Origin of the sequence: Marinibacterium sp. SX1, from assembly GCF_050389775.1 — a bacterium.
Taxonomy (GTDB): Bacteria; Pseudomonadota; Alphaproteobacteria; order Rhodobacterales; family Rhodobacteraceae; genus Marinibacterium.
On record NZ_CP177144.1, the window covers coordinates 3467054 to 3484154 of the forward strand.

Genomic DNA, 17101 nt, shown 5'->3' on the forward strand with positions numbered 1-17101 from the left:
ATCCACAGGCGCCGGCCCCGAAACAGGCACAGGCCCCCACCGGACGTGGCGTCCCGCCCGGCGAACGGCGCCTGTCATCTTAGCTTCATCAAAGCGTCACGCATCCGTTTCCCAACGCCCCTACGAGGCCGCGTCAAGGGACCGACAACGAGGTCCCGTGAAAACACCTGGAGTTGTCTTATGACCTTTACCTCGAAAGCCGTGGCTGCCGCCGTGGCCGTCGCGGGCCTTGCCGGCAGCGCAAGCGCCCAGACCGAAATCACCTGGTGGCATGCCATGGGCGGCCACCTGGGCGACGTCGTCAACGAGATCGCGACCCAGTTCAACGCGTCGCAATCCGACTACAAGATCACCCCGGTGTTCAAGGGCGGCTACGAAGAGACCCTGACCGCCGGCATCGCCGCCTTCCGCGCCGGCGAACAGCCCAACATCCTGCAGGTCTTCGACGCCGGCGCCGCCACCGTGATCGGCGCCAAGGGCGCCACCGTTCCGGTCCAGGACCTGCTGACCGACGCCGGTGCCGATTTCGACATCGAAGATTACATCTCGGGCGTGCGTTACTTCTACGCCGATGCCGACGGCAAGATGATCGGCATGCCATTCAACTCGTCCTCGCCGGTGCTGTATTTCAACACCGATGCCCTGGCGAAAGCCGGCGTCGAAGCCCCCGCGACCTACGAGGAATTCGAAGCCATCGCGCCCGCGCTGAAAGAAGCCGGCTACATCCCGATGGTCCAGACGCACCTGCCCTGGGAATTCGTGGAGAACTTCCATTCGCGCAACGACCTGCCGTTTGCCACCAACGACAACGGCTACCTGGGCGCCGAAGGCACCGAGATCCTGATCAACTCGCCGGAAATGGCCATGCACTTCACCAAGGTGAAAGAATGGCTGGACGAGGGCCTGTTCGGCTTCTACGGCACCGGCTGGGACGACAACAAGGCTGTCTTCCTCGACCAGCAGGCCGCGATGTACATCGGCTCGTCGGGTGACTTTGGCGGCCTGACCGCCATGGACCTGCCCTTCGAATGGTCGGCCAGCTTCCTGCCCTACTGGGACTCGATCAACCCGGGCGGCAGCCAGTCGTTCATCGGCGGCGCGTCGCTGTTCGCGATGGCCGGTCAGCCCGACGAAGAGAACATGGCCACTGCCGCCTTCTTCGAATTCCTGACCTCGCCGGAAGTCCAGTACATGTGGCACCGTGAAACCGGCTATGTGCCGATCACCACGGCCGCCTATGAAATGGCCAAGGCCGACGGCCATTACGAGCGTTTCCCGGCCGCCGAAACCGGCATCCTGCAGCTGTCGCTGCCGGCCGGTGACAACACCCACGGCTACCGCATGGGCTTCTACGTCCAGATCCGCGACATCGAAAACCGCGAGATCGCCCGTTTCCTGAACGGCGAGACCACGATCGAGGACGCCCTGGCCACGATCGAAGCCGAAGGCAACGAGCTGCTGGCCCGCTTCGCCCAGACCGTGAACTGATCCCGGTTCATCCGATCCCGCTGGCGGCCGCATCCGTGGCCGCCAGTTTCCGTTCCTACCAGACCATATTCGGGGCCCCATCTTGAAACGCGCTGGATTCACCAATCCCTGGCTGCCCGTCCTGCTGCTGATCCCGCAGCTGGCTATCATCTGCCTGTTCTTCTACTGGCCCGCCTGGCAGGCCCTGAAATCGTCCTTCTACCTGCAGGATCCCTTCGGCTTTGGATCGACCTTCGTGGGATGGGACAATTACACCCGGCTGTTCCGCAGCGGCGAATACCATTCGATCGCCTGGTTCACGGTTGTCTTCTCGGTGCTGGTCACTTTCTTTTCCCTGTCGCTGGCCCTGCTGCTGGCCGTCAAGGCCGACAAGGTGATCCGCGGGGCCAAGACCTATCGCACGCTGCTGATGTGGGTCTATGCCGTGGCCCCGCCCGTCGCCGGGTTCATCACGCTGATCATGTTCAACCAGCGCTGGGGCCCGCTGACCGAGTTCTTTGCCCTCTTCGGCTGGGATTTCCGCGTGCGGCTGGACTACTACGACACGGCCATCGCGCTGGTCATCGCCTCGGTCTGGAAACAGATCCCGGTCAATTTCATCTTCTTCCTCTCGGGCCTGCAATCGATCCCCCGGGCCGTGCGCGAGGCCGCGCTGATCGACAACCGCTCGGGCTTCAGCCGGTTCTGGACGGTGACCTTTCCGTTGCTGGCACCCACGGGCTTCTTCCTGCTGATCATCAACATCACCTATTCGCTGTTCGACACCTTCGGCACGATCGACACCATCCTGCGCAACAACCCCGGCGATAACCCGGTGACCCTGGTCTACAAGGTCTACCTGGACGGCTTCCGCGGTCAGGACCTGGGCGGCTCTTCGGCGCAATCGGTTGTCCTGATGGTGCTGGTGCTGGCCCTGACCATCTTCCAGTTCCGCATGGTGGAACGCCGGATCCATTACACCTGAGGCGCGACATGGCTGACACCACGCATACCCCCGCCGCATCGATCCCCGCCCCCCGGCGCCAGCGCTTCCGCTGGGAGACCCTGGGCGATCATGTCGTGCTGATCATCGGCGCCTTCGTCATGATGGCCCCGCTGCTGATGCTGATCCAGATGAGCACGATCCCCGATGCCGATATCATGCGCACCGGCCCGTCCCTGGAGATCGGCGACCAGTTCTGGCCCAACCTGAAAAAGGCGCTGTTCGAGTCGATGTCGTTTTCCGGCGACAACACCGGCCTGTCGATGTTCCGCAACTCGCTGATCCTGGGCCTGGGCTTTGCCATCGGCAAGATCATCGTGTCGATGATGGCCGCCTATGCCATCGTCTATTTCCGCCTGCGCTTTGCCACCCTGGCCTTCTGGCTGATCTTCACCACCCTGCTGCTGCCCCTCGAAGTGCGCATCCTGCCGTCCTACGAGGTCACCCAGAAGATGGGCCTGCTGAACAGCTATACCGGGCTGATCGTGCCGCTGATCGCCTCGGCCACGGCGACGTTCTTTTTCCGCCAGTTCTTCATGTCGGTGCCCGAGGAACTGGTCGAGGCCGCGCGGATCGACGGGGCCGGGCCGATGAAGTTCTTCATCGACATCCTCGTGCCCCTGTCCCAGACCATGATCGCCGCGATCTTCATCATCATGTTCGTCACCGGCTGGAACCAGTACCTGTGGCCGACGATGATCGTCACCGACGAGGGCAAGTTCACGCTCGTCCAGGGCATCAAGCAGATCACCCAGGGCCTGGAAGGCAATCACATCCCCGAATTCGGCCGGTCGAACCTGCTGGCCATCCTGGCGGTGCTGCCGCCCGTCCTGGTCGTGGTCTTTTTCCAGGGCTGGTTCGTCAAGGGCCTCACCGAAAGCGACAAATAGGAGAACGGACCATGGGCAACGTGCGTCTGCAAGAAGTCACCAAGACCTATCCCAACGGCACCCTGGCGGTGCATCCCACCAGCTTCGACATTGCCGATGGCGAGCTGATCGTGCTGGTCGGCCCCTCGGGCTGCGGCAAGTCCACCCTGCTGCGCATGGTCGCCGGGCTGGAAGACATCACCGGCGGGTCCGTGACCATCGGCAACCGCGAGGTCAACGACCTGGATCCGGCCGAGCGCGACATCGCCATGGTGTTCCAGAACTATGCGCTCTACCCGCACATGACGGTCTACAAGAACATGGCCTACGGGCTGAAGAACCGGGGCACGGCGAAATCCGAGATCGACGCCAAGGTGCGCGCCGCGGCCGAGATGCTGAACCTGTCGGATTACCTCGACCGCAAGCCCTCGCAGCTGTCGGGCGGCCAGCGCCAGCGGGTGGCCATGGGCCGGGCCATCGTGCGCGAGCCGGCCCTGTTCCTCTTCGACGAGCCGCTGTCGAACCTCGATGCCAAGCTCAGGAACCAGATGCGCGTCGAGATCCGCGCGTTGCAGCGGCGGATCGGCGTGACGGCCATGTACGTGACCCATGACCAGGTCGAGGCCATGACCATGGCCGACCGGATCGTCGTGCTGAACGGCGGGCGGATCGAACAGATCGGCACGCCGGGCGAGATCTACCGCCAGCCGGCCTCGGCCTTCGTGGCCAGTTTCATGGGCGCCCCGCCGATGAACCTGGTGCCGGCCGATTACAGCGGCAACGGGTCCGTGCACCTGGCCGGGGCCGCGCTGCCCGTGGGCCCGTCGCGCGATTACCGCGGCGCGGTGTCGCTGGGCGTGCGGCCCGAGGATGTCGACCTGGTCGCCGCCCAGGACGGCGCGGCCCTGCCCTTCGACCTGGAGCTGGTCGAGGAGCTGGGCGCGCACCGGCTGCTGCACGGCAAGGTCCATTCCCATCCCTTCGTGGTCAACGTGCACAATACCGCCGAGCTGGGTGAAGGCCGGCTGTTCCTGCGCGTGGCCCCGGCCAACCTGCACCTCTTCGCCCCCGACAGCGGTCGCCGCCTCTGACCGGCGCCCGGCCGGGCCCTCCCGCCCCCCGGCCCCGCGCGGCACAGCCGCGCCGCCCCGGGCGTTGGGCCCGGCCGCAGGCGCCCCACGGGGCGCCTGCGGCGGTTGCGCCCCCGCCGTAGGTTGGGTGCTTGCACCCAACACCCGCCGCGCGCGGCACGGGCCACCGTGCGACATCCCCTGCACCACGCGTCCCCCATCCCTCATCGCCCTGCGCTCACGGCACCATCACCTCTCCTGGGCCAACACACCGCGCACCCGATGTGACCGGGCCCGCCCTGCGCCACCCATTGGTCGCCCCCGTCTGTCACGCGCCATAGCGCCAACCACCGCTCCGTACCCAGCATTTCGGCCTTCACGCCGATCACCGACCGTCGCACCACACGCCGCTCACCAGCGATCCCACCGCACGTCACTCACCAGCTTCGGGCAACGCACCAGCCATCGGCCACCACCACGCACTTGCCTCCGGCTATCGCAGCGCGCCATCCATCGGCCCTCGCCGCGCACCGGCAACCGCACCGCCCCCATCCGCCACCGCCCCGCGCCCCCATCCCCCCGGGTCACCCGCCCGATTTTTCGTTGCGCATCCGCCCAAAACCCTCACAATAAATGCCAAATACCAGACCCGCAGAGGGCATCCTTGGGAGGACAGATGAACAAGATCGCCGCCATGGCGCTGCTTGCCAGCGCCGCAACGACCGCCGTCACGGCCCCGGCCCGGGCCGATGACGTCCGCATCGGCTTTGTCACCACGCTGACCACCGGCGCCGCCGTCATCGGCAACGACATGAAGAACGCCGTCGACCTGGCCATGGACCATCTCGGCGGCAAGGCCGGGGACAGCACGCTGGAGATCATCTTCGGCGATGACGGCTTTGCCCCCGAGACCGGCAAGCAGGTCACCGACAAGCTGGTCAAGCAGGACGATGTCGATTTCGTCGCCGGCTACATCTGGAGCCACGTCCTGCTGGCCTCGCGCAAGACCGTGCTGGACGCCGACAAGTTCCTGGTCTCGGCCAATGCCGGGCCCAGCCAGATCGCGGGCAAGCTCTGCGACGAGAATTTCTTCTCGACCTCCTGGCAGAACGACCAGGTGCCGATGGCCATGGGCGAGGTGCTCAACCGCCAGGGCGTCAGCTCACTTTATGTCATGGCGCCCAATTATGCCGCCGGCAAGAACATGGTCTCGGGCATCGAACGCACCTTCGAAGGCGAGATCGTCGGCAAGGACCTGACCAAGTGGGGCGCCGATGCCCAGCTGGACTTCTCGGCCGAACTGGCCAAGGCCCGGGCCAGCGGGGCCGACGGGCTCTTTGTCTTCTATCCCGGTGCCGCCGGCGGGGCCTTTATCCGCCAATACGACCAGGCCGGGCTGAAGGACGAGCTGCCGCTCTACTCGGTCTTCACCGTCGACGCCCTGTCGCTGCCCAAGCTGCAGGAAGCCGATTTCCAGGCCGTGCTGGGCAGCCGGTCGACCCTGCAATGGGATCCCTCGCTGGAAAACCCGGCCAACGCGAAATTCGTCAGCGATTACAAGGCAAAGTACGGCGGCTACCCGTCTTATTACGGCGCCCAGGCCTATGATGCCATCATGCTGATCGCCTCGGCCGTCGAGGCCGTGGGCGGCGACATGGACAACAAGGACGGCATCCGCGCCGCGCTCGAAGCCGCCGATTTCGACTCCGTCCGGGGCAATTTCGCCTTTGGCACCAACCACATGCCCGTGCAGAACTTCTACCTGCGCGAAGTGGTCATCGACGAGGACGGCACCTGGACCACGCAGGTCGTCGAAACCGTCTACGAAGACGCCGTCGACCCCTATGCGGCCGAGTGCAAGATGAAGTGACGCCCCGGCGTCGCCCCCAATGACACATGACAGGCGCGGCCGGCCCCGGCGTTCCGCCCGGCCGCGCCCTGCCACCGAGAGCCTGATCCCTTGGACCCGACCCTCTTTTTCATCCAGCTTCTCAACGGGCTTCAGCTGGGCCTGCTGCTGTTCCTCGTGGCCTCGGGGCTGACGCTGGTCTTCGGCATCCTCGATTTCGTCAACCTGGCCCATGCCTCGCTCTACATGCTGGGCGCCTTCATCTGCGCCTCGCTGACTTTGTGGACCGGGCATTTCCTGCTGGGCGTGCTGCTGGCCCTGCCGGTCACGGCGGTGATCGGGCTGCTGGTCGAACGGCTGGTCGCCCGGCCGCTCTATGACCGCGACCATCTCGACCAGGTCCTGGCCACCTTCGGGCTGATCCTGGTCATCGACACCCTGGCCCAGATGATCTGGGGCCCGGCGGGCATTGCCGTGCCACTGCCCGGCTGGCTGCAGGGCCAGGTCCGCCTGGGCGCGCTGACCCTGCCCAGTTTTCGCCTGCTGATCATCGGCGCCGGGCTGGCCGCCGCGGCGGGGCTGTTCTGGCTGGTCAACCGGACCCGGCTGGGCATGCTGATCCGGGCCGGAGCCTCGAACCGCACCATGGTCGCGGCCCTGGGTATCGACATCCAGATGCTGTTCTCGCTGGTCTTCGCCCTGGGCGCCGTGCTGGCCGGGCTGGCCGGCATGCTGATCGCGCCGATCACCGAAGCCTCGATCGGCATGGGCAATTCGGTGATCATCACGGCCTTTGTCGTGATCATCGTGGGCGGCATCGGCTCGATGAAAGGCGCCTTCATCGCCGCGCTGATGATCGGGCTGATCGACACGCTGGGCCGGTCCTTCCTCGATGACCTCTTCAAGCTGGTCATGTCGGCCGAAGCCGCCGAAACCTCGGCCCCGGCGATCTCGGCCATGCTGATCTACATCATCAAGGCCGCCGTGCTGGCCTTTCGGCCGGCCGGGCTGTTTCCGCCGCGGATGCGCTGATGGGCCGGCGCATCCTGACAATCGCGGTTCTGGCCGCACTGGCCGTGCTGCCGCCGGTCTTTCACCTGACCGGCCAGGCGTTTTACCTGGACCTGGCCACGCGGCTGGTCATCCTGGCCATGGCCGCCGTGTCGCTGAACCTGATCCTGGGGTACGGCGGCATGATCTCCTTCGGCCATGCGGCCTTTGTCGGGCTGGGGGCCTATGCCGTGGGCATCCCGGCCCATCACTGGCTCTATGACGCGACCGGCGACTGGGCCGTGTCGGGCCTGGCCCAGATCCCGCTGGCCATGGGCGTGACGTCCCTCTTTGCCCTGCTGACCGGGCTGATCTGCCTGCGCACGCGGGGGGTGCATTTCATCATGATCACCATGGCCTTTGGCCAGATGGTCTATTACCTCATCGTGTCGGTCGAGGCCTATGGCGGCGACGACGGGCTGGTCATCGACACGCGCAGCCAGCTGCCCGGGCTCGATCTCGACGATCCGCTGCAGCTTTACGGGCTGGCCTATGTCTCGCTGCTGCTGGTCATGGGGCTGGTCCGGCTGATCACCCGGTCGCGCTTTGGCATGGTGCTGCAAGGTGCCCGGGGCAACGACGAGCGCCTGCGCACGCTGGGCTTCGACACCTATGCCTACCGGCTGACGGCCTATGTCATCTCGGGCGCGATCTGTGGGTATGCCGGCGCGCTGCTGGGCAATTTCACGACGTTCATCTCGCCGGACATGATGGATTGGACCCGGTCGGGCGAGCTGATGTTCATGGTCATCCTGGGCGGAGCCGGCACGGCGCTGGGGCCGGTTCTGGGGGCCACGGCCTTTATCGTGCTCGAAGAGGTGCTGTCGTCGCTGACCGTGCATTGGCACCTGCCCTTCGGCCTGCTGCTGATCGGCGTGGTGCTCTTTGCCCGGGGCGGGCTGCTGGGTCTGCTCGGCCGGATCGGTGGGCGGGATGACGGCGCGGCGGACAACCCGGGCAACGGTCGGGACGACGGACAAGAAGACAGGCGCGGCGACCGGCAAAACGACACTTCGGGGGACGGACAAGGCGACGGGCATGCGAATGGCCCCGCCGCCCGGACCGATGGCACCCGCGGCACTGACGCGGAGGACGGGCGATGAGCCTTCTCGACATCCGCGGCCTGCACAAGAGTTTCGGCGGCATCCGGGCCACCGACGATCTGACCCTGGCCGTGGCCGAGGGCGAGCTGCATGCCGTGATCGGGCCCAACGGGGCGGGCAAGACCACGCTGGTTTCGCAGCTGAGCGGGCTGCAATATCCCGATGCCGGCACGATCACCTTCGCCGGCCGCGACATCACCCGCCTGCCCGCCCATCGCCGGTCGCGGCTGGGCATGGCCCGGTCCTTCCAGGTGACCTCGTTGGTCATGGACATGTCGGTGCTCGACAACGTCGCCCTGGCCGTGCAGGCCCGCCAGGGCAGTTCGTTCCGCTTCCTGCGCCCGGCCCGGTCGATCCCCGCCCTGCGCGATCCGGCCCGGGCCCTGCTGGAGCGGGTCGGGCTGGGGGCCAGGGCCGACATGCCGACCTCGGCGCTGTCGCATGGCGAACACCGCAGCCTGGAAATCGCCATTGCCCTCGCCGCCGAAGCCCGCCTGATGCTGCTCGACGAGCCGATGGCCGGGCTGGGCACCGAGGAGGCCGCCGCCATGGTCGAGCTGCTGCGCGGGATCAAGGGCCGGCAGGCCATCCTGCTGATCGAACATGACATGGATGCGGTCTTTGCCCTGGCCGACCGGATCTCGGTACTGGTCTACGGCCATGTCATCGCCACCGGCACGCCCGAAGAGATCCGCGGCAATGCCCGCGTGCGCGAGGCCTACCTGGGAGAGGACGCATGCTGAGCCTGCGCGGGGTGACCGCCCATTACGGCCCGTCGCAGGCCCTGTTCGGCATGTCGCTGGACATCGCCCCGGGCCAGGTCGTGACGCTGCTGGGCCGCAACGGCATGGGCAAGACCACGACGATCCATGCGCTGATGGGCATCGTGGCGGCGACGGGCGGGTCGATCACGCTGGACGGGCAGGAACTGATCGGCCAGCCGTCCTTTCGCATCGCCAACCTCGGCCTGGGGCTGGTGCCCGAGGGCCGGCAGATCTTTCCCAACCTGACGCTGATGGAAAACCTGGTGGCCACGGCCTCGAACCACCTGGGCCGGGCCGATCCCTGGACCGTCGACCGGGTGATGGCGCTGTTTCCCGAGTTGGCCGACCGGGCCGGATCGATGGGCAGCCTGCTGTCGGGCGGCGAGCAGCAGATGCTGGCCATCGGCCGGGCGCTGATGACCAATCCCCGCCTGCTGATCCTGGACGAGGCGACCGAGGGGCTGGCCCCGTTGATCCGCCAGAAGATCTGGGCCGCGCTGGGGGCGATCCGCGACGAGGGGCTGTCGATCCTGGTGGTGGACAAGAACCTGTCGGACCTGCTGCGCCTGGCCGATCGCCATTACATCGTGCGTCGCGGCCAGGTCGCCTGGCAGGGCAGCAGCGCCGAGCTGCTGGCCGATGACGGGCTGCGCGACGGGCTGCTGGGGGTGTGAGGGGGCCGATTGGGGGTGTGAGGGGGCCGATGACGGGCCGCGTTGCAGGCTGCCCGAGGGCGGGCTCTTCGGGCCGGGGTCCGGCCCGTCTCGCAGCCGACGGCCGGGATCAGTCGGGCCGCACCTCGCGCACGCTCAATCCGCGCGAGACCATCGAGAAATCAAAGGCTTCGCGCGCATAGACCCCGTGGCGGAACGAAAACGTCTGGCTGCGCGGCGGCTCGGGATCGCCGGGCACGTAGACCCCGTAAAGCTCCTGGCGGCCGTCGAGGTAGAGCGTCGTCTCGAACCCGCCATGGCCGTCGAAATTGACCAGGATCTCCAGCAGGTGTTCCGTGCCGTCGCGCCGGATCACCCGTTCGGACGGCGCCAGCGTCGTCACCCGCGTCACGCAGCCCCGCGTCCTGGGTTCGGGCACGCCGGAGACAAAGCGCATCTGGCCGTTTTCGGTCACGTTGACCTTGAGCGGCGCCGTGCAGCCCTTGCGCCCGTCGCTGATGCGGAAGAGGTCGAAGGGTTCGAAACGGCCCGACCGGAAGGTCAGCATCGTCGAGAACAGCCAGGCCCCGCGCGTGGTGGCCTTGACCTTGCGCGTGGTGATCTCGCTGCGCTGGCCGTCGCGGATGCTGCCGCCCGAGCCCGGGCAGAAATCGCGGCTGGGCGCGAAATGCCAATCGGTCCCCTCCTTGCGCACCGCGCCCTTGTCGGCGCCACAGGCCACGCGCCAGTCGTTGAGCAGCTGCGCCCGTGCCGGAACACCGAGGCCGGCGCCGGCCAGGGCCACCAGGACAAGCGCCATCAGCGCCGGAACTCGTTTCACAATACGTCCACCACGATTACGGAAATGTTGTCGGCCCCGCCGCCCGACAGGGCCACCGACACCAGGTGATCGGTGACCGTTTCGATGGGCATCTCGCCCAGGGCCTTTTCCAGCATGCCAAAGGTCGCATACTTGGTCAGCCCGTCGGAACACAGCAGGAAGCGGTCGCCTTTCTCGGTCTCGCCGCGCACCTTGTCCAGCTCGACCGTCTCACCCACGCCGACGGCCCGGGTGATGGCGTTGGAATGCGGGTGCTGTTCGGCCTCGTCCCAGGTCATGGTGCCGGCCTCGACAAAGACGGCCACGGCCGAATGATCCTTGGTCAGCATCTCGATCCGACCGCCGCGCAGACGGTAGATGCGGCTGTCACCGGCCCAGAGCGCGACGAAATGGCCATTGGCCATCATCAGCGCGGCCACCGTTGCCCCGATCACGCCCCGGCCGCGGCTGTCGGCCTCGCGGGTGATCATGTCATGGGCCCGGGCGATGGCATCGCGCAGCGCCTGCATGCGCGCCGCGGGGTCCAGGCCTTCGGGGATGGCCGCGATCGTGTCGGCGATCAGCCCCGAGGCAAAATCCCCGGCCTCGTGCCCGCCCATGCCATCGGACACGACCCAGATCGCCTGGTCGGGCAGCGCCAGCACGGCGTCTTCGTTCACCTTGCGGCGCAGGCCCACATGGGTGCGGGCATTGTAGCGATAATCAGATGCGCTCACGCACCGACCTCCTCGTTCCAGGGCGCCGCCGCAGGGTCGAAGAGCGCCGGGACCTCAGCCTTTCCAGGCAAGCCCGTGCAGAGCATCATGCGGGTCACCCCGTCCAGCTCTGCCGACCACAGGCTTTGTCCACCCGCGATCGCTCCGACATGCGCGGCCGCCAATCCGGCCTGAAGAGGACTTGCCCCGATCCCAATTACTGTCTGCCCCGCCCGGGTCAGCCTTGTCAACGCTGACGGGACTATCGGCGCGGGAAGCGCGCCCAGCCCCTCGCCCAGCCGGTCGCGCGTCATCCCGTCGTCAAGCGCGGCCAGGGCCAGGTCCTCCATCGCGGCAAATAGCCCGTCATTGGCGAAATGCAACGGACCGGCCGGCTGGCGGCCGACCCCGCCGACCAGGGTCAGCGGAAAGCGCCGGCCGACCCGGTCGACCGAGGGCATGACCACGCCCAGCACGGCCTGCGGCCCGGCCAGCCCCGGGGCCAGGGTAAAGCGCCAGATCGGCGCCTGCATGTAAAGCCCGTCCCACCCCGGCCCATGGGCGGCCTGCCCGGTCAGCATGGCCTGTTGCACCCAGCCGTCCCAGGGTTCGACAAACCCCGCGGGCGGGCCCAGGCGAAAGAAATCGCCGACCGCCGGCATCTTGCCGAATGCGCCGAAACCTGCCGTCATCACAGCGACTTGGGGCAGCTGAACTTGGCCAGCGCCGGCAGGGCAAAGGGGTTGAGGACCGACCCCGATTGCAGCTGGAAGATGGCGATGCGCCCGCCGACATTGAAAATCACGCGCTTGCGGTCGGACACGTTGGTGCGGCGCACCTCGGCGGCGTCGAGCAGGCGGAACCAGGCCCAGGGACCGTTGCGGTCGAGCACGCTTTCGGTGGTGTTGCGCGACGGCTCGAAGGTCACCCGCGCCGACCCCACCGCGCCGGGCCAGGTTACGGCCGTCGGCGGCGGCTGGCCCGAGCGCTGGTCGAACTCGACGTTCTGCCCGTCGATCGACAGCACGACCGAGCGGGCCTTGGGATCCAGCGCCTCGGGCGTGATCTGGAACTGGACCAGCGGCGTGGCATTGCCGTTGAAGAAGGCATCGCGGATCTCGGCGGCGTTCTGGAACTGCTCCAGCACCTGTTGCGAGATGCCCAGGTCGACATCGTTGACCCGCTTCCAGCTCCAGGGCCGGGTCCGGGTGTCGACATAGCGGAAGAGGTTGTCGGTGAAGAACCCGTCGATCAGCCCGCCCGGGGCGAAGAGCCGGGTGAAATCCTGCAGCGCCACGTCGGCCCGGGCCCGGCGGGCAAAGGGATAGCGGTCGGTCAGGGCCTGTTCGCAGAAGGGCAGCACGTTGGCCTGCCACTTGGCATTCATCGAGGCCCGCGTGCCATCGGCCGCAATGCCCGACGACCCGGCGACGATCTGGGTGGCCCAGCGGGGCACCGGCCCTTCCAGCCGGGCGGCGGTCTGCTGAAAGACTTGGATCGCCTCGCCGGTCTGGCTGCCCGATGTCACGCCCGAAAAGGACATGTTCTGCAGCTCCTTGTAGACCTCGTTGAGGATCGACAGCAGCTCGTCGAGCTGCGAGCCCTGCCCCTGTGGCCGGGCGACCATCTGGTGCAGCCACGAGAACCGCTCCTCGACATAGGCCCCGGGCGGCGGCAGCGGCTCGCCCGTGGGGCTCGTCGCGGTTTCCATCAGCGCGCCCAGCAGGATCTGGCCCTGCATCGACAGCGCGGCCTGGCTTTCGATCGAGATGATCCGGTCCAGCCCTTCGCTGACCGCCTCGTTGTTCAACGCCGAACGGTCCTCGGTCAGCCGCGTCTCGCGCGAGATCTCGGTCAGGATGTTGCGGATCGGAGAGGTCGAACCGGACAGCACGTTGGTGACCTCGACCGCATGGACCAGGCTTTCCATCGGGATGATGTCGAGGTCGGCCAGCAGGGTGTCATAGCGGGTGATGAAATCGTTGTAGTAAAGATCCAGCACATCGCGCGACAGGGCCAGCAGGGCGTTCTGGTTTTCCAGCAGCGCCCCCTGTTCGCCCAGCACCCAGGCCTCGGATTGCACCCGTTCGGCCACGCTGACGGCTTCGGGCAGGAAGACATCGTAGAACCCGTCATAGGTAAAGATGCCCTCGATCCCCGCGTTCAGCGGCGCGCCCGACGACCGGGCCATGGCCCGGGCCACGGCCGGCCCACCCACGTCGGTGATGCGCCAGTCGGGCAGCGAGGTGGCCTTTTCCGAGGCGATGATGCCGTTATAGACCCTCTGGGCCAGGGGCAGCTGGGTCAGCACAGATTGGACCTGTTCGACCAGCGGCCCGTTCAGGGCGATCTCTTGCATCGGCTGCGACAGCAGCGCGCCCAGGTGGACCCCCAGGTCGGTGCGCAGCTGGGCCCGGGCCGGGCCGCGATAGGCAAAGTCCCAGTCGTCGGTCAGCCATTGTTCGACCAGGTCGGCGTTCATCGGCCCCTGCAGGCCCAGCATCAGGTAGATCTTGAGCGCCTCGAAAAGCAGCTCGGGATCGTTCATGTTCGCCGTCATCTGCTCTTCGAGCCGCAGCAGCAGGCGCGGCAGGAACCGCTGGTTGAGCGCCGCGCGATAGGTCTGGGCGGCCTGGGTGCCGATGACCTCGCCCCGGTAAAGCCCCCAGGTCAGCGCGCGGTCGGGCTCGGGCGCGGTGACGGCCGGGTTGCCCGGCAGGTCACGCAGCTGGTTCAGCGCGTCGACCACCGGCGGCAGGTCGGTGTCGCTGACCGGGCTGCCCGGCAGGGTGGCCGCGGCCGCCGAATAGGCCGCCACGTGATCGCCCGCATCGGTGATCAGCGCGACATTGCCCAGGTAGCTGCGCGCCCAGAGCGCGCCGGTGGTCAGGGCAATGATCACGGTCGCCGCGATGGCCCCGGCCCGGGCCCAGCGATAGCGCCGCTCGACCTTGTCATCGGCCGACACCAGCCCGGCCTCGGGGAACATCACCCCGTCGAAAACCCGGGTCAGGAAATAGGACCGGCCAGTGCCCTGCCCCGTGCCGATGGCCTGGCGCCCGATGCCGAAAGTCTGGGCCATCGACAGCATCAGCCGGTCGATCGGCGTGCCTTCCTGGGTGCCAGAGGTGAAATAGACCCCGCGCAGCATCTGGCGGGTTTCATAGCGGTTGTCCTGAAACACCTCGCCCAGGAAGCTGCGGGCCACCCCGCGCATCGAGGCCACCTGCCCCGGGAAACCCGCCACCAGCGCCCGGCGCTGGGGATCGGTCTCGCCCTGCATGCGTTCCAGCAGCTGGGCGTTGAGCTGGCCCAGCAGACGGGCGAATTCACCGTCGAAATGGCCCATCGGCCCTTCGTCCGTCGCCCCGGCATTGAGCGGCAGGGTAAAGCCCCAGACCTGTTCGCGCTCTTCCTTGCCGAGGATGTCATAGTATTCGGCAAAGCCCGCGATCAGGTCGGCCTTGGTGAACAGCACGTAGACCGGAAAGCGCACGCCCAGCTGTTCGCGCAACTCGTGCAGCCGGCGGCGCACGGCCTGGGCATGGGCCTTTTGCGTCAGCTCGTCCTGCAGGTAGAGATCGCTGAGGCTGATCGCCACGATGGCCCCGTTGACCGGCTGGCGCGGGCGGTATTTCTTGAGCAGGCCCAGGAAGCCCAGCCAGGCCTTGTTGTCGGCCTCGGCATCGCTTTCCTGCGTCGTGTAGCGCCCGGCCGTGTCGATCAACACGGCCTCGTTGGTGAACCACCAGTCGCAGTTGCGCGTCCCCCCCACGCCCCCGATCGCCGCCTTGCCCAGGGTTTCGGCCAGCGGGAATTGCAGGCCCGAATTGACGATGGCCGTGGTCTTGCCCGCGCCGGGCGGGCCGATGATGACATACCAGGGCAGCTCGTTCAGCGTCTTGCGCCCGCCCTTGGACTTGCGCAGCTCGGCCATGGCCGTCTTGAACTTGGATTTCAGCTCGTCCATCTCGGCGGTGATCAGCGCCTCGCCGGGGTCGATGGCCTCGACCATCTCTTCGGCCATGTCGTCGTCATGCTTGCGCCGGGTCAGCGCGACGATCAGCATCGCCGTGCCGAAGAGCAGCGCGATCACGCAGATCACGACCACCCGCGGGATCACCGCCGCAAAGGGCCGCCAGTCGTCATTGCCGATCAGCGGACCGAAATACCAGAACGCCCCGCCAAGGACGGCGGCCACGAAGAACAGCACGAAATAGATCGAGCGGAACAGCCGGAAGAAGGTGCGCAGGATCATCCGTCGGTCTCCTGGACAAGCAGGACCTCGATCCGCCGGTTGGCGGCGCGGCCCTCGCGGGTGGCATTGTCGGCAATCGGTTCCTTGTCGGCCCGGCCCTCGGCCGACAGCCGGGAAGGATCGTCCAGCCGCTGTTCCATGCCGGCCATGACCGACTTGGCCCGGGCCAGCGACAGGGCCATGTTGGACGGGAAGCGCGACGACCGGATCGGCACGTTGTCGGAATGGCCGGTCACGATGACCGGCCCCGGCTCGTCGTTGAGCGCATCGGCCACGCGGTCGACGGCATCGCGGAACCGGTCCTGCAACTGGTCCGAGCCCGAGGCGAACATGCCCGAGCCCTTGATGCGGATGATCAGCGTGTTGCCCTTCTGAAAGACCTCGACGATGCCCTCGTCGATCTCGACCTCCAGGAAGCCTTCGACCTTGGCGATGCGCTCTTCGACCGTCGGCGCGGGCGGCGGCGGTGGCGGTGGCGGCGCGCGGCGTTCCAGCCGTGCGGGCGGACCGGCGTCGATGATGGCCAGCTGGCCGATCACCCGCTCGGTCTGGACCGACAGCGCATAGGACAGCCCGCCGAATTCCATCAGCATCAGCAGGGCGGTCACGCCGACGGCGATCCACACCACGCGCCATGCCGACAGCACGCGGAACGGCTTGCGCACGCCCTTCCAGGCCGGCGAGAGATCGCGTTCGACCTGGCCCCGCTGGGCGCGGATGATGCGGGCCAGGCCTTCGCGGATGCGCAGGTGCTTTTCCGAGCCGTTCTGTTCGATGCGCAGCCGGCCTTCAAAGCCCAGCGACATGCACATGTAGAGGAATTCCAGCATGTCGATATTGTTGGCCGGGTCCTTTTCCAGCCGGGCCAGCAGGTCGTAGAACCGGTCGCCGCCCACCGTTTCGCGGTGGAACGTGCCGACCATGGATTGCAGGCCCCAGTCCGACTGGCCGCCCCAGGGCGTGTTCAGCACGACATCGTCGATCGTGGCGCACATGGCATATCGCGCGACCTTGACGGTCTGAGCCTGGATGCCGGCCTGCAGGGCGCGGTTCTCGAAGGCGCGCACCTCGGCCACGACCGACTGGCGCAGCTTGTCCGGGTCCATGTGCTGGGCTCGATTGCGGATGCGGCTGATCAGCGAGAACAAGGTCGATGCACAGGCCACCAGCTGGTTCATGCCGGTCATGGCCTGGGCCGCCACGCCATCGCCGCCGGGCGGGGGCCGGTGGCCGTGGGGCACGCCATAGCCGCCCTGCCCGCCCCCAGGACCACCGCCGTGACCACCACCATGACCGCCGGCCTGGCCGCCCCCATGGCCGCCCCCAAAGCCGCCCGAAGCCGGCGCGGCGCCCGCGGGGGGCGGCGGGGCAAAGGGATCGGCCGGCTGGGCGGCGGCCGGACGGCGGCCGCCGGGATTGGGCCGGATCACCGTCTTGTCGGTATCCCCCGGTTCGGCAAATGGATCCTTGTCCGCCATC

General features: G+C 67.3%; 14 protein-coding genes. 9 read left to right on the plus strand and 5 right to left on the minus strand.

Going from position 1 to position 17101, the window contains the following annotated elements; genetic code table 11:
* The first annotated feature begins 180 nt into the window (after nt 1–180).
* From ACK3BB_RS15685 to ACK3BB_RS15725, 9 genes are all read left to right on the plus strand, one after another.
* Complete coding sequence (locus ACK3BB_RS15685; RefSeq protein ID WP_428925576.1) at nt 181–1488, plus strand: extracellular solute-binding protein; 1308 nt, start codon at nt 181–183, stop codon at nt 1486–1488.
* 82 nt (nt 1489–1570) lie between these two features.
* Nucleotides 1571–2452: an ABC transporter permease subunit gene (locus ACK3BB_RS15690; protein ID WP_428925577.1), complete on the plus strand. Its 882-nt coding sequence runs from the start codon at nt 1571–1573 to the stop codon at nt 2450–2452.
* A gap of 8 nt (nt 2453–2460) precedes the next feature.
* Entirely contained in the window at nt 2461–3360 is a 900-nt protein-coding gene (locus tag ACK3BB_RS15695; RefSeq protein ID WP_428925578.1) for an ABC transporter permease subunit, read from the plus strand.
* A gap of 11 nt (nt 3361–3371) precedes the next feature.
* Nucleotides 3372–4430 carry a sn-glycerol-3-phosphate ABC transporter ATP-binding protein UgpC gene (ugpC, locus tag ACK3BB_RS15700; protein WP_428925579.1) on the plus strand — a complete coding sequence of 353 codons (1059 nt, stop codon included), beginning with the start codon at nt 3372–3374 and terminating at the stop codon, nt 4428–4430.
* A 655-nt stretch (nt 4431–5085) separates the two neighbouring features.
* Nucleotides 5086–6279, plus strand: a complete 1194-nt coding sequence (locus ACK3BB_RS15705) for an ABC transporter substrate-binding protein (RefSeq protein WP_428925580.1) — start codon at nt 5086–5088, stop codon at nt 6277–6279.
* 90 nt (nt 6280–6369) lie between these two features.
* Entirely contained in the window at nt 6370–7290 is a 921-nt protein-coding gene (locus ACK3BB_RS15710; RefSeq protein WP_428925581.1) for a branched-chain amino acid ABC transporter permease, read from the plus strand.
* Entirely contained in the window at nt 7290–8411 is a 1122-nt protein-coding gene (locus tag ACK3BB_RS15715; protein WP_428925582.1) for a branched-chain amino acid ABC transporter permease, read from the plus strand. Before ACK3BB_RS15710 ends, ACK3BB_RS15715 begins: the two co-directional genes overlap by 1 nt.
* Complete coding sequence (locus tag ACK3BB_RS15720; RefSeq protein ID WP_428925583.1) at nt 8408–9154, plus strand: ABC transporter ATP-binding protein; 747 nt, start codon at nt 8408–8410, stop codon at nt 9152–9154. Before ACK3BB_RS15715 ends, ACK3BB_RS15720 begins: the two co-directional genes overlap by 4 nt.
* Nucleotides 9148–9849: an ABC transporter ATP-binding protein gene (locus ACK3BB_RS15725; protein WP_428925584.1), complete on the plus strand. Its 702-nt coding sequence runs from the start codon at nt 9148–9150 to the stop codon at nt 9847–9849. The genes ACK3BB_RS15720 and ACK3BB_RS15725 overlap by 7 nt, the downstream gene beginning before the upstream one ends.
* Nucleotides 9850–9958: 109 nt before the next feature.
* On the opposite strand, the gene ACK3BB_RS15730 is transcribed toward ACK3BB_RS15725, so the two are convergent.
* Genes ACK3BB_RS15730 through tssL form a run of 5 tightly spaced genes read right to left on the minus strand, consistent with a single transcriptional unit; the run spans nt 9959 to nt 17100 of the window.
* A complete protein-coding gene (locus tag ACK3BB_RS15730) occupies nt 9959–10669 on the minus strand; it encodes a hypothetical protein (protein ID WP_428925585.1) in 711 nt (236 codons plus the stop codon).
* The gene (locus ACK3BB_RS15735) at nt 10666–11385 is read right to left on the minus strand and encodes a PP2C family protein-serine/threonine phosphatase (protein WP_428925586.1); all 720 of its coding nucleotides are present in this window, start codon (nt 11383–11385) and stop codon (nt 10666–10668) included. Before ACK3BB_RS15735 ends, ACK3BB_RS15730 begins: the two co-directional genes overlap by 4 nt.
* Nucleotides 11382–12056 (minus strand): type VI secretion system-associated protein TagF, encoded by a 675-nt coding sequence (gene tagF / locus ACK3BB_RS15740; RefSeq protein ID WP_428925587.1) that lies wholly within the window; start codon nt 12054–12056, stop codon nt 11382–11384. The genes ACK3BB_RS15735 and tagF overlap by 4 nt, the downstream gene beginning before the upstream one ends.
* Nucleotides 12056–15622: a type VI secretion system membrane subunit TssM gene (gene tssM, locus ACK3BB_RS15745; protein ID WP_428925588.1), complete on the minus strand. Its 3567-nt coding sequence runs from the start codon at nt 15620–15622 to the stop codon at nt 12056–12058. Before tssM ends, tagF begins: the two co-directional genes overlap by 1 nt.
* Nucleotides 15619–17100: a type VI secretion system protein TssL, long form gene (gene tssL, locus ACK3BB_RS15750; RefSeq protein ID WP_428925589.1), complete on the minus strand. Its 1482-nt coding sequence runs from the start codon at nt 17098–17100 to the stop codon at nt 15619–15621. Before tssL ends, tssM begins: the two co-directional genes overlap by 4 nt.
* Nucleotide 17101 lies beyond the last annotated feature (1 nt).